Raw genomic sequence first — 11,677 nt, 5'->3', positions numbered from 1 at the left:
CCTTCATTACACTACGCCTGCGCGCAGAAGATCATGCATATGTACCACACCCAGCAACTGGTCGCCATCGGCAACCATAACGGAGGTGATATGGCGGGACTGCATCAGGTTCAGGACCTCGACGGCAAGCGTGCCGGAACGCACCCGAATACCGCCTGTGGTCATGACATCGGCGATACCCAACTTGCGGACATCGACACCCATATCAAATACGCGACGCAAATCCCCGTCGGTGAAGATCCCGTCAATCTTCCACTGGTCATTACAGATGACGGTCATGCCCAAATTTTTACGGGTAATTTCCAGCAACGCATCGCGCAGGGAGGCGTCTTTACTGACGTGTGGAATTTCATCGCCAGTATGCATGATGTCATTCACGCGCAGCAGCAATTTACGTCCCAGCGCACCGCCCGGGTGGGAGAGGGCGAAATCTTCAGCGGTAAAGCCGCGCGCTTCAAGCAGGGCGACGGCCAGTGCATCACCCATCACCAGTGCGGCAGTGGTGCTGGAGGTGGGTGCCAGCCCCAGAGGACAGGCTTCTTTTGGCACCTTGACGCAAAGATGGATATCCGCGGCGCGCGCCATGCTGCTTTCCGGACGGCTGGTGATGCAGATGAGCGGAACCTGCAGACGCTTCAGCACCGGGATCAGCGCCAGGATCTCATTCGATTCACCGGAGTTGGATAACGCAATAACGATATCCTGCGATGAAACCATACCCAGGTCGCCATGCGCCGCTTCGCCGGGATGGACGAAAAACGCAGTCGTACCGGTACTGGCGAAGGTGGCGGCCATTTTACGGCCAATGTGGCCGGATTTGCCCATCCCCATCACCACGACTTTGCCGGTGCAGTGGAAAAGTTTCTCACACGCCAGGCTAAAATCCTGATTGATATATTGATCTAACTGCGCCAGACCTTCACGTTCAATCTCCAGAACCTGTTTTCCTGCTTTCTGAAAGTCAAAACCCGGCTGCAATTCTATTTGCGACATAATGCGTTTCCGTTTACCCAGAGAGAAGCGGCGAGAGCCAGTACAGCATCGCCATCCATACGACAAATCCCACCGTCAGCAGCGCGCCAGCACCCTGACCAATCTGCCTTTTTCGCCGCCAGCAGAGCAGGGCGAATATTGCGCTGACGACCACCATCACCCCGTAGTCACGGCTGAACGCGAGCGGATTGAACGCGCCAGGGGCGATCAGGGCAGGCAGGCCCAGCACAATAGCAATGTTGAAAATATTGGCACCGATGATGTTACCAATCGCGATGTCATCTTCACCTTTACGCGCCCCGGCGATAGCCGTGGCAAGTTCGGGCAGGCTGGTACCAATGGCAATCACCGTCAGGCCGATAGTCAATTCGCTCATGGCGAAATAGTTGGCCAGCACCGTGGCGTTATCGACAATCATCTGCGTCGCCATGGGCATAATGATTAACGCCACACCCAGCCAAAGCAGCGCGACAGGTAAGTTTCCCTCACGCGGTAGCTCTGCCACCTGTTCCTGGGTTAACGTGTCGCAGCCCTGTTTTTCTGCGGCCCGGGCAAGCTTGACGATATAGACCAGCCAGACGATCGCCAGCGCCAGCAGGAAGATGCCGTCGCTGAGAGTTAACTGCCCGTCATATAACACGTAACCCGCCAGCAGGCTGACAATTAACATTAGCGGTAATTCACGCCGCAGAACATCAGAATGCACGCGAAATGAATGCAGTAGCGCAGCAAGGCCCAGGATGAGCAAAATGTTGACGATATTGGAGCCAATGGCCGTTCCTACGGCAAGATCGACCTGATCGTGCATCGAGGCGGCAACAGAGACGATGATCTCGGGCAGGGAGGTGCCGACGCTGACCACCGTCATCCCAATAATTAGCGGGGGAATACCCAATAAACGACAGAGGATTGATGCGGAGAACACCAGACGGTCGGCACTGTAGACCACCAAAAGTAAACCAATTATTAACAGTGCCGTTGCAAGAAGCATCAAAAGTCCTTTCTTCAGGTATACTCGCCGGTCCACCGAGAAAAAATCTCTGCCGCTGCATACTGTCTGTGGGCGTAACGAATTCCTAATTTTGACTTTATGCGCTGTAAAAGTAAAACAAATGCCAGCTTTCGCTTACCCCCAGAGGTAATATTCTGTAAAAATGTTGGGTTTGCAGCGAAATCAGGCATCAAGCCGATCCTGAACCGGCAACAGAAAGGAAATGTACATGAGCCTGAATGAGGCGAATTTAGTCGATGTCCGTGGCGTCAGCTTCACGCGCAGCAGCCGGGTCATTTTTGACAACATCTCTCTCACCGTGCCGCGCGGTAAAATCACCGCCATCATGGGCCCCTCCGGCATTGGTAAAACGACATTATTGCGCCTGATTGGTGGTCAGATCCCGCCATCCGAGGGCGAAATACTCTTTGATGGCGAAAACATCCCGGCGATGTCACGCTCGCGCCTGTATACCGTACGTAAACGCATGAGCATGCTGTTTCAGTCCGGGGCGCTATTTACTGACATGAACGTCTTCGATAATGTCGCCTACCCGCTGCGTGAGCATACGCACCTGCCGCCGGAGCTGTTAAAAAGCACCGTCATGATGAAGCTTGAAGCCGTTGGTCTGCGGGGCGCGGCGAAACTGATGCCTTCCGAACTCTCTGGCGGTATGGCCCGCCGTGCCGCCCTGGCGCGTGCCATTGCGCTGGAACCCGATTTAATTATGTTTGACGAGCCGTTCGTCGGGCAGGATCCCATCACGATGGGGGTGCTGGTAAAACTGATTTCTGAGCTGAACAGCGCGCTGGGTGTAACCTGTATTGTGGTCTCTCACGACGTACCCGAGGTGCTGAGCATTGCCGACTACGCCTATATCGTAGCGGACAAGAAAATTGTGGCGCACGGTAGCGCCCAGTCATTGCAGACCAACAGCGATGCACGCGTCCGTCAGTTCCTTGACGGCATTGCAGATGGCCCCGTGCCGTTCCGTTATCCGGCGGGTGATTATCATAAAGATTTATTGGGAATAGGGAGTTAAGCCACTCATGCTGTTAAATGCGTTGGCCGCTCTCGGACACCGTGGCATAAAAACCATCAGGACGTTCGGGCGTGCCGGGTTGATGTTATTCAATGCGCTGGTCGGGAAACCGGAATTCCGTAAACATGCCCCTTTGCTGGTACGCCAGCTGTATAATGTCGGCGTGCTGTCGATGCTCATTATCATTGTTTCCGGGGTGTTCATCGGGATGGTGCTGGGGCTGCAGGGGTATCTGGTTCTCACCACCTACAGCGCGGAAACCAGCCTCGGTATGCTGGTGGCGCTCTCCCTTCTTCGTGAGTTGGGGCCGGTGGTCGCTGCGCTGTTGTTCGCAGGGCGCGCTGGTTCTGCGCTGACGGCGGAAATCGGCCTGATGCGGGCCACCGAGCAGCTCTCCAGTATGGAGATGATGGCCGTGGATCCGCTGCGCCGGGTTATTTCTCCGCGCTTCTGGGCGGGTATGATTTCGCTGCCGTTGCTGACTATCCTGTTTGTGGCTGTCGGGATCTGGGGCGGCTCGATGGTGGGCGTTCAGTGGAAAGGGATCGATGCCGGTTTCTTCTGGTCAGCAATGCAAGGCGCCGTTGACTGGCGTCTGGATCTGGTTAACTGCCTGATTAAAAGTGCGGTATTTGCCGTGACGATTACCTGGATTGCGCTGTTCAATGGTTACGATGCGATCCCGACGTCTGCCGGTATCAGCCGTGCAACCACACGCACCGTTGTTCACTCGTCGCTGGCCATACTGGCTCTGGATTTTGTGCTCACCGCACTGATGTTTGGGAAATGAGTTCATGCAAACGAAAAAAGTAGAAATTTGGGTAGGCGTATTTGTGTTGCTGGCACTGCTGGCAGCGCTGTTTTTAAGCTTTAAAGTGGCCGATGTGACGACCATACGTACCGAGCCGACATACCGCATTTATGCCACTTTCGATAACATCGGTGGCCTGAAAAGCCGCTCACCGGTGCGTATTGGTGGGGTGGTAGTCGGACGCGTTGCCGATATCACGCTGGATGAGAAAACCTATCTGCCGCGCGTCGCGCTGGATATTGAAGAGCGCTACAACCACATCCCGGACACCAGCTCCCTTTCTATCCGTACATCCGGCCTGTTAGGTGAACAATATCTGGCCCTGAACATCGGTTTTGAAGATCCTGAGCTGGGAACGACTATCCTGAAAGACGGTGGTGTAATTCAGGATACGAAATCAGCCATGGTGCTGGAAGATATGATTGGTCAGTTCCTTTACAACAGTAACAGTAAAGGGGGTGACGAGAATCAGGCTGCGCAAACCCCTGCGCAGAGTGACATTACGCCGCCTGTTGGCACGACGAATTCATCTCAGGAGAAGTAATTCATGATTAAACGACTGTTAATGGTTGCCATGCTGATGATTGCCCCTCTGACTGCAGCTAACGCAGCCGATCAGAGCAATCCTTATCAACAGATGAATGAGGCAGCAAAGAAAACCTTCGATCGCCTCAAAAACGAGCAGCCGAAGATCCGCTCCAACCCCGATTACCTGCGTGATGTGGTTGATCAGGAGCTGCTGCCGTATGTACAGGTGAAATATGCCGGTGCTCTGGTGCTGGGCCGTTACTACAAAGACGCGACACCAGCGCAGCGTGAAGCCTATTTCACTGCGTTCCGTGAATATCTGAAGCAGGCCTACGGTCAGGCTCTGGCGATGTACCACGGCCAGACGTATCAGATTGCACCAGAACAGCCGTTAGGTTCCGCCACCATCCTGCCTATCCGCGTGACCATCGTCGATCCGAACGGTCGCCCGCCAGTGCGTCTGGATTTCCAGTGGCGTAAGAACACCCAGACCGGTAACTGGCAGGCTTACGACATGATTGCAGAAGGCGTCAGCATGATTACCACCAAGCAGAACGAATGGAGCGATCTGTTGCGTACTAAAGGTATTGATGGTCTGACTGCGCAGCTGAACAGTATCTCACGTCAGAAAATTACCCTGGAAGGGAACAAGTAATATGTCGCAGCTGAGCTGGACCCGTGAGGGTGAGACGTTATTACTCTCAGGCGAGTTGGATCAGGATTATCTGAATCCTCTGTGGGATGCGCGTGAAGAAGCTATGAAGGGAGTCTCCTGTATCGACCTGAGCGGTATCTCTCGCGTGGATACGGCGGGTGTGGCGCTGCTGGTACACCTGGTGTCTACGGGCAAGCGGCAGGGCGCACAGGTGACGCTTTCAGGCGTCAGCGATAACGTCGCCACGCTGGCCCAGCTCTATAATCTGCCGGCAGACGTATTGCCTCGCTAATTTTTTCAGTACGTTACTATCAAAAGCCCTGACAGTTTCATCGTCGGGGCTTTTTGCTTGTTTAAGACCGCGTCACTTTGCTCTAAGATGTTGGGCTTGTTTTCACTACCAGATGATATAGAACCCATGGAAAATCATGAAATCCAGACAGTGCTGATGAACGCACTCGCCCTTCAGGAAGCCCACGTCTCCGGCGACGGCAGCCACTTTCAGGTTATTGCTGTGGGTGAGATTTTTGACGGCATGAGCCGCGTTAAGAAGCAGCAGGCTGTCTATGCGCCGCTGATGGAATATATCGCGGATAATCGTATCCATGCCCTGTCGATCAAGGCGTTTACCCCAACTGAGTGGGCACGCGATCGCAAACTAAACGGTTTTTGAGCTGAGGGTGGTTTGCCCGCAGCACGGTTGAATTCATACAGAGAGTAATCACATGGACAAATTTCGTGTACAGGGGCCTACGCGTCTCCAGGGCGAAGTCACAATTTCCGGCGCTAAAAACGCCGCGCTGCCAATCCTCTTCGCCGCACTGCTTGCGGAAGAGCCGGTAGAGATCCAGAACGTCCCCAGGCTGAAAGACATTGATACCACTATGAAGCTGCTCGGCCAGCTGGGTACCAAGGTTGAGCGTAACGGATCCGTGTGGATCGATGCCAGCAATGTGAACAACTTCTCTGCACCGTACGACCTGGTGAAGACCATGCGCGCCTCTATCTGGGCCCTGGGTCCACTGGTAGCACGTTTTGGTCAGGGTCAGGTCTCTCTGCCGGGCGGTTGCGCGATTGGCGCGCGTCCGGTCGACCTGCATATTTTTGGCCTGGAGAAGCTGGGCGCAGAAATTAAGCTGGAAGAGGGTTACGTCAAAGCCTCCGTCAATGGTCGTCTGAAGGGTGCGCACATTGTGATGGACAAGGTTAGCGTTGGCGCTACTGTCACCATCATGTCTGCGGCCACGCTGGCTGAAGGTACCACCATCATCGAGAACGCCGCGCGCGAGCCGGAAATCGTGGATACCGCGAACTTCCTGAATACGCTCGGCGCGAAGATCACCGGCCAGGGTACCGACCGTATCACCATTGAAGGCGTCGCGCGCCTGGGCGGCGGCGTATATCGCGTGCTGCCTGACCGTATCGAAACCGGGACCTTCCTGGTCGCAGCGGCGATCTCCGGCGGTAAAATTGTCTGCCGTAACGCCCAGCCTGATACTCTGGATGCGGTTCTGGCCAAGCTGCGTGAAGCGGGTGCCGACGTCGAAACCGGCGAAGACTGGATCAGCCTGGACATGCATGGTAAGCGTCCGAAGGCGGTCAACGTGCGCACTTCCCCGCATCCGGCATTCCCGACCGACATGCAGGCGCAATTCACGCTGCTGAACCTGGTTGCAGAAGGGACGGGCGTGATCACCGAAACCATCTTCGAAAACCGCTTTATGCACGTGCCGGAACTGATTCGTATGGGCGCGCACGCTGAAATCGAAAGCAATACCGTGATCTGTCACGGCGTGGAAAAACTGTCCGGTGCTCAGGTAATGGCAACGGATCTGCGTGCGTCTGCGAGCCTGGTGCTGGCGGGTTGTATTGCGGAAGGGACTACGCTGGTGGATCGTATTTATCACATCGATCGCGGCTATGAGCGCATCGAAGATAAACTGCGTGCACTGGGTGCAAATATTGAGCGTGTAAAGGGCGAGTAATCGACCTGGCAGCCCCCTGCCGCATCGACCGGGGGGTTGCTATTCCCGTTTAACAGAGCGTCATTCCTGAGGCTCTTCTCCTTGTCTTTTCTGGCGCATCATGCGCGTTCTGTCGACAAATTCGTGGGTGATAGGGTCGTGGTAGCGTGATGGCCAAATGATCCAGGGGTCGGTTCCGAGCGCCGTTGCAATGATCAACTCTCCCTTCGGCCAGGGACGCGTCAGCGCATTTGCCAGGGTAGAAGAGCTAAGACCATTTCGGCGGGATTCTGCAGCCAGTGATGTTCCCTTTTTACGCAGCGCGGCGATAATGTCAGCCGAGTGCCAGTCGGTAAATTTCTTATCCATTCAGCAATCCCTCTGTTCTGGTATGAGTATGTCATTTCCTCTTAAATGACAGTGTTACTATACCTTCTTCGAACATCGGTTCTAAAAAGTTCGCATTACACGAAGCCACATTCGGATTATGCCAGGGCTTTATTCATGCGGCCTGTAAGCGAATTATTTAACAATTTACTGGATTAAGAATTGGAACTTATGAGAACTCTCTTTTTATAAAAAAGAGAGTCCGTTTGACGTTATCGATCGCGCTGAACGGCGATATGTGCCAGGCCAATCAGGGCATCTCGCCATGGGCTGTCAGGGATAACCTGAAGGGCGGCGATAGCTTTATCAGCCTCTTCCTCCGCACGCTGGCGCGTCCACTCCAGAGAACCACAGGTTGCCATTGCTTCCAGTACCGGTTCCAGAAGATGTCGACCGTTTCCTTGCTCAATGGCTTCGCGGATCAGCTTTGCCTGCTCAGGGTTGCCGTTACGCATGGCGTGCAGCAACGGCAGCGTCGGTTTGCCTTCGTTGAGGTCATCACCAACGTTTTTGCCGAGCGTCTCGCCATCGGCGCTGTAGTCGAGCAGATCGTCAATCAGCTGGAAGGCGGTGCCAAGGTAGCGCCCGTAATCCTGCAGCCCGCGTTCCTGCTCGTCGGTACAGCCAGCAAGAATCCCGGAGCACTGCGCAGCGGCCTCGAACAGACGCGCGGTTTTGCTGTAGATCACCCGCATGTAGTTCTCTTCGGTGATGTCCGGATCGTTGACGTTCATCAACTGCAGAACTTCGCCTTCTGCGATGACGTTCACCGCTTTGGACATCACTTCAAGGATCTTCAGGGATCCCAGGCTGGTCATCATCTGGAAGGCGCGCGTATAGATAAAATCGCCTACCAGCACGCTGGCGGCATTACCAAACGCGGCGTTGGCGGTCGCCTTGCCTCGACGCATGTCGGACTCATCGACGACGTCATCATGCAGCAACGTGGCGGTATGAATAAATTCGATTAGCGCCGCGATCGTGACGTGGGCATTGTCCTGATAGCCGACCGCGCGAGCGGCCAGCACAGCGATCATCGGACGGATGCGTTTGCCCCCGCCGCTGACGATGTAATAACCCAACTGATTGATTAGGGAAACGTCAGAATCGAGCTGTTCCAGGATTGCTGCATTCACACCCGCCATATCTTGCGCGGTTAACTCATTGATTTTTTCTAAATTCATCGCAAAAGCCGGGCTTGTAGTCCTGTTTACCACATATCAAATGGGCTAACGAAGGGTTCGGTTTATCAATAGTAGCGCTGATTGTACTGAAAAAACGCGGCAGATAAACGTTACCGTACGCGTTGTGTTTTTTTTCTTCATGTATTGACTGTAGCACTTGTCAAAGGCTCGCGTTTTGCGTAATATTCGCGCCCTATTGTGAATATTTATAGCGCACTCTGAATCACACGAGGATGTGCGCGGAAGCGGAGTTTATATGTACGCGGTTTTCCAAAGTGGTGGTAAACAACACCGAGTAAGCGAAGGTCAGACCGTTCGCCTGGAAAAGCTGGACATCGCAACTGGCGAATCTGTTGAATTCGCTGAAGTTCTGATGATCGCAAACGGTGAAGAAGTCAAAATCGGCGTTCCTTTCGTTGATGGCGGCGTTATCAAAGCTGAAGTTGTTGCTCATGGTCGTGGCGAGAAAGTTAAAATCGTTAAGTTTCGTCGTCGTAAACACTACCGTAAGCAGCAGGGCCACCGTCAGTGGTTCACTGATGTGAAAATTACTGGCATCAGCGCCTAAGACCTGAGGAGAGATTTAAATGGCACATAAAAAGGCTGGCGGCTCCACACGTAACGGTCGCGATTCAGAAGCTAAACGCCTTGGCGTTAAGCGTTTCGGTGGCGAAACCGTTCTGGCGGGTAGCATCATCGTTCGTCAGCGTGGCACCAAATTCCACGCTGGTAACAACGTAGGTTGCGGTCGTGACCACACTCTGTTTGCTAAAGCAGACGGTAAAGTGAAATTTGAAGTTAAAGGCCCGAACAACCGTAAATACATCAGCATTGTTGCTGAGTAAGGTTTTCTCGGTCCGGTAACGGATTAAAGCCCCGCAACGTGTTGCGGGGCTTTTTACATTGGAAACCCGGTAATTTTTTCTGTAGGGAAAACGGGCATGAAGCAGCAGGCCGGCATTGGTATTCTTTTGGCGCTCACTACCGCAATGTGCTGGGGTGCGCTGCCAATTGCAATGAAGCAGGTACTGGAAGTGATGGAGCCGCCAACGGTGGTGTTCTACCGCTTCCTGATGGCCGGTATTGGGTTAGGGACTATCCTGGCGATAAAAGGCAAGCTTCCCCCTTTGCGCATCTTTCGTAAACCGCGCTGGCTGGTATTGCTGGCGATTGCGACAGGTGGCCTGTTCGGCAACTTTATTTTGTTCAGTTCTTCCCTGCAGTACCTCAGTCCCACGGCCTCGCAGGTTATTGGCCAGCTTTCACCGGTAGGCATGATGGTTGCCAGCGTCTTCATCCTGAAAGAGAAGATGCGCGGCACGCAGATTATCGGGGCGCTGATGCTTCTCTGCGGTCTGGTGTTGTTCTTCAATACCAGTCTGATAGAGATTTTTACCCGCCTGACGGATTACACCTGGGGTGTGATTTTCGGCGTGGGTGCGGCGGCGGTGTGGGTGAGTTATGGCGTCGCGCAAAAGGTGTTATTGCGCCGTCTGGCGTCACAGCAGATCCTGTTTTTGCTGTACACTTTATGTACTATTGCACTGTTGCCGCTGGCGAAGCCGGGCGTAATTACCCAGCTTAGCGACTGGCAGCTGGCGTGTCTGATCTTTTGTGGTCTGAACACGTTGGTGGGCTATGGTGCCTTGGCAGAAGCGATGGCGCGCTGGCAGGCAGCGCAGGTGAGCGCGCTGATAACCCTGACGCCACTTTTTACACTGTTATTTTCAGATTTATTATCAATGGCCTGGCCCGATTTCTTCGTCAAACCGATGTTAAACCTGTTGGCTTATCTCGGTGCGTTTGTCGTGGTTGCGGGCGCGATGTATTCCGCCATTGGTCATCGTCTTTGGGGACGTTGGCGCAAAAGTGAAGCGGTAGTAGTGTCCCCCGCTCAGGCGAATGATTTACGGAGAGTAAAATGAAGTTTGTTGATGAAGCAACGATCCTGGTCGTGGCAGGTGATGGCGGTAATGGTTGCGTTAGCTTCCGCCGCGAAAAATATATCCCGAGAGGCGGCCCTGACGGCGGTGACGGCGGTGACGGCGGTGACGTATGGCTTGAAGCTGACGAGAACCTCAACACCCTGATCGACTACCGTTTTGAAAAATCTTTCCGTGCTGAGCGGGGCCAGAACGGCCAGAGTCGTGACTGTACCGGCAAACGTGGTAAAGACGTCACGGTTAAAGTTCCTGTCGGGACGCGTGTCGTCGATCAGGGCACTGGCGAAACCATGGGCGACATGACCAAACACGGTCAGCGCCTGATGGTGGCTAAAGGCGGCTGGCATGGTCTGGGCAATACCCGCTTCAAATCTTCCGTTAACCGTACTCCGCGTCAGAAAACGATGGGTACGCCGGGTGATAAGCGCGATCTGCAGCTGGAGCTGATGCTGCTGGCTGACGTCGGTATGCTGGGGATGCCGAATGCCGGTAAATCTACCTTCATCCGTGCCGTCTCTGCAGCCAAACCAAAAGTGGCTGACTATCCGTTTACAACCCTGGTACCAAGCCTCGGCGTGGTGCGTATGGATAACGAGAAGAGCTTCGTGGTGGCCGACATCCCGGGCCTGATCGAAGGCGCTGCCGAAGGCGCGGGCTTAGGTATTCGCTTCCTGAAGCACCTTGAGCGTTGCCGCGTTCTGCTGCATCTCATCGATATCGATCCGATCGACGGTTCCGATCCGGTAGAAAACGCCCGTATCATTATTGGCGAGCTGGAAAAGTACAGCGACAAACTGGCTGCCAAGCCGCGCTGGCTGGTCTTTAACAAGATCGACCTGATGGACAAAGCTGAAGCCGAAGCGAAGGCGAAAGCCATCGCTGAAGCGATGGGCTGGGAAGATAAGTATTATCTCATCTCTGCAGCCAGCCAGATGGGCGTGAAAGACCTGTGCTGGGATGTGATGACCTTTATTATCGAGAATCCGGTTACGCAGGCAGAAGAAGCGAAACAGCCTGAAAAAGTCGAATTCATGTGGGATGACTACCACCGTCAGCAGCTCGAAGAGCAGGCGGAAGAAGAAGACGACGAAGACTGGGATGACGACTGGGATGAAGACGACGAAGAAGGCGTCGAGTTCATCTATAAGCGTTAAGACCCTCAGGAGCCCCCTTATCAAG

15 protein-coding genes are annotated in these 11,677 nt (G+C 54.1%); 11 read left to right on the top strand and 4 right to left on the bottom strand.

Annotated elements, in window-relative coordinates:
• Positions 1-6: 6 nt before the first annotated feature.
• Entirely contained in the window at positions 7-993 is a 987-nt protein-coding gene (gene kdsD / locus NB069_RS19510; RefSeq protein WP_250586259.1) for an arabinose-5-phosphate isomerase KdsD, read from the bottom strand.
• 13 nt (positions 994-1,006) lie between these two features.
• Positions 1,007-1,984 carry a calcium/sodium antiporter gene (locus tag NB069_RS19505; RefSeq protein ID WP_250586257.1) on the bottom strand — a complete coding sequence of 326 codons (978 nt, stop codon included), beginning with the start codon at positions 1,982-1,984 and terminating at the stop codon, positions 1,007-1,009.
• Positions 1,985-2,213: 229 nt separating this feature from the next.
• Here NB069_RS19505 and mlaF point away from each other — a divergent pair, with 229 nt between their 5' ends.
• The 7 genes from mlaF (at position 2,214) to murA (ending at position 7,005) form a co-directional block, all read left to right on the top strand.
• Positions 2,214-3,026, top strand: a complete 813-nt coding sequence (gene mlaF / locus NB069_RS19500) for a phospholipid ABC transporter ATP-binding protein MlaF (protein WP_250586255.1) — start codon at positions 2,214-2,216, stop codon at positions 3,024-3,026.
• A 7-nt stretch (positions 3,027-3,033) separates the two neighbouring features.
• A complete protein-coding gene (gene mlaE, locus NB069_RS19495; protein WP_103824932.1) occupies positions 3,034-3,816 on the top strand; it encodes a lipid asymmetry maintenance ABC transporter permease subunit MlaE in 783 nt (260 codons plus the stop codon).
• Between the two features lie 4 nt (positions 3,817-3,820).
• Positions 3,821-4,381 carry an outer membrane lipid asymmetry maintenance protein MlaD gene (gene mlaD / locus NB069_RS19490; RefSeq protein WP_106994830.1) on the top strand — a complete coding sequence of 187 codons (561 nt, stop codon included), beginning with the start codon at positions 3,821-3,823 and terminating at the stop codon, positions 4,379-4,381.
• Positions 4,382-4,384: 3 nt separating this feature from the next.
• Entirely contained in the window at positions 4,385-5,020 is a 636-nt protein-coding gene (gene mlaC / locus NB069_RS19485; protein WP_250586253.1) for a phospholipid-binding protein MlaC, read from the top strand.
• A gap of 1 nt (position 5,021) precedes the next feature.
• Positions 5,022-5,312: a lipid asymmetry maintenance protein MlaB gene (gene mlaB, locus NB069_RS19480; protein WP_250586251.1), complete on the top strand. Its 291-nt coding sequence runs from the start codon at positions 5,022-5,024 to the stop codon at positions 5,310-5,312.
• Positions 5,313-5,438: 126 nt separating this feature from the next.
• Positions 5,439-5,693 carry a BolA family iron metabolism protein IbaG gene (ibaG, locus tag NB069_RS19475; protein ID WP_032614457.1) on the top strand — a complete coding sequence of 85 codons (255 nt, stop codon included), beginning with the start codon at positions 5,439-5,441 and terminating at the stop codon, positions 5,691-5,693.
• A gap of 52 nt (positions 5,694-5,745) precedes the next feature.
• Positions 5,746-7,005 carry a UDP-N-acetylglucosamine 1-carboxyvinyltransferase gene (murA, locus tag NB069_RS19470; protein ID WP_250586249.1) on the top strand — a complete coding sequence of 420 codons (1,260 nt, stop codon included), beginning with the start codon at positions 5,746-5,748 and terminating at the stop codon, positions 7,003-7,005.
• A 60-nt stretch (positions 7,006-7,065) separates the two neighbouring features.
• Here murA and sfsB read toward each other — a convergent pair whose 3' ends face one another.
• Both sfsB and ispB read right to left on the bottom strand, forming a co-directional pair.
• Positions 7,066-7,353 carry a DNA-binding transcriptional regulator SfsB gene (gene sfsB, locus NB069_RS19465; protein ID WP_250586247.1) on the bottom strand — a complete coding sequence of 96 codons (288 nt, stop codon included), beginning with the start codon at positions 7,351-7,353 and terminating at the stop codon, positions 7,066-7,068.
• Between the two features lie 230 nt (positions 7,354-7,583).
• Positions 7,584-8,555 (bottom strand): octaprenyl diphosphate synthase, encoded by a 972-nt coding sequence (ispB, locus tag NB069_RS19460; RefSeq protein WP_250586245.1) that lies wholly within the window; start codon positions 8,553-8,555, stop codon positions 7,584-7,586.
• A 256-nt stretch (positions 8,556-8,811) separates the two neighbouring features.
• Between ispB and rplU the strand changes: the two genes are divergently transcribed.
• The 4 genes from rplU (at position 8,812) to cgtA (ending at position 11,652) form a co-directional block, all read left to right on the top strand.
• Positions 8,812-9,123 (top strand): 50S ribosomal protein L21, encoded by a 312-nt coding sequence (gene rplU / locus NB069_RS19455; RefSeq protein ID WP_003025032.1) that lies wholly within the window; start codon positions 8,812-8,814, stop codon positions 9,121-9,123.
• 19 nt (positions 9,124-9,142) lie between these two features.
• Entirely contained in the window at positions 9,143-9,400 is a 258-nt protein-coding gene (gene rpmA, locus NB069_RS19450; protein WP_007673187.1) for a 50S ribosomal protein L27, read from the top strand.
• Between the two features lie 96 nt (positions 9,401-9,496).
• Positions 9,497-10,480, top strand: coding sequence for a DMT family transporter (locus NB069_RS19445; protein ID WP_250586243.1), 984 nt, complete (start codon positions 9,497-9,499; stop codon positions 10,478-10,480).
• Positions 10,477-11,652 carry an Obg family GTPase CgtA gene (gene cgtA / locus NB069_RS19440; RefSeq protein ID WP_250586241.1) on the top strand — a complete coding sequence of 392 codons (1,176 nt, stop codon included), beginning with the start codon at positions 10,477-10,479 and terminating at the stop codon, positions 11,650-11,652. The genes NB069_RS19445 and cgtA overlap by 4 nt, the downstream gene beginning before the upstream one ends.
• The last annotated feature ends 25 nt before the right edge of the window (positions 11,653-11,677 follow it).

Origin of the sequence: Leclercia adecarboxylata, from assembly GCF_023639785.1 — a bacterium.
Taxonomy (GTDB): domain Bacteria; phylum Pseudomonadota; class Gammaproteobacteria; order Enterobacterales; family Enterobacteriaceae; genus Enterobacter; species Enterobacter adecarboxylatus_D.
This window is presented reverse-complemented; position numbering and strand designations above follow the sequence as displayed.

Coding starts and splice junctions, on each gene's coding strand:
- kdsD (WP_250586259.1), bottom strand. CDS start 993: ATGTCGCAAATAGAATTGCAGCCGGGTTTTGACTTTCAGAAAGCAGGA.
- NB069_RS19505 (WP_250586257.1), bottom strand. CDS start 1,984: ATGCTTCTTGCAACGGCACTGTTAATAATTGGTTTACTTTTGGTGGTC.
- mlaF (WP_250586255.1), top strand. CDS start 2,214: ATGAGCCTGAATGAGGCGAATTTAGTCGATGTCCGTGGCGTCAGCTTC.
- mlaE (WP_103824932.1), top strand. CDS start 3,034: ATGCTGTTAAATGCGTTGGCCGCTCTCGGACACCGTGGCATAAAAACC.
- mlaD (WP_106994830.1), top strand. CDS start 3,821: ATGCAAACGAAAAAAGTAGAAATTTGGGTAGGCGTATTTGTGTTGCTG.
- mlaC (WP_250586253.1), top strand. CDS start 4,385: ATGATTAAACGACTGTTAATGGTTGCCATGCTGATGATTGCCCCTCTG.
- mlaB (WP_250586251.1), top strand. CDS start 5,022: ATGTCGCAGCTGAGCTGGACCCGTGAGGGTGAGACGTTATTACTCTCA.
- ibaG (WP_032614457.1), top strand. CDS start 5,439: ATGGAAAATCATGAAATCCAGACAGTGCTGATGAACGCACTCGCCCTT.
- murA (WP_250586249.1), top strand. CDS start 5,746: ATGGACAAATTTCGTGTACAGGGGCCTACGCGTCTCCAGGGCGAAGTC.
- sfsB (WP_250586247.1), bottom strand. CDS start 7,353: ATGGATAAGAAATTTACCGACTGGCACTCGGCTGACATTATCGCCGCG.
- ispB (WP_250586245.1), bottom strand. CDS start 8,555: ATGAATTTAGAAAAAATCAATGAGTTAACCGCGCAAGATATGGCGGGT.
- rplU (WP_003025032.1), top strand. CDS start 8,812: ATGTACGCGGTTTTCCAAAGTGGTGGTAAACAACACCGAGTAAGCGAA.
- rpmA (WP_007673187.1), top strand. CDS start 9,143: ATGGCACATAAAAAGGCTGGCGGCTCCACACGTAACGGTCGCGATTCA.
- NB069_RS19445 (WP_250586243.1), top strand. CDS start 9,497: ATGAAGCAGCAGGCCGGCATTGGTATTCTTTTGGCGCTCACTACCGCA.
- cgtA (WP_250586241.1), top strand. CDS start 10,477: ATGAAGTTTGTTGATGAAGCAACGATCCTGGTCGTGGCAGGTGATGGC.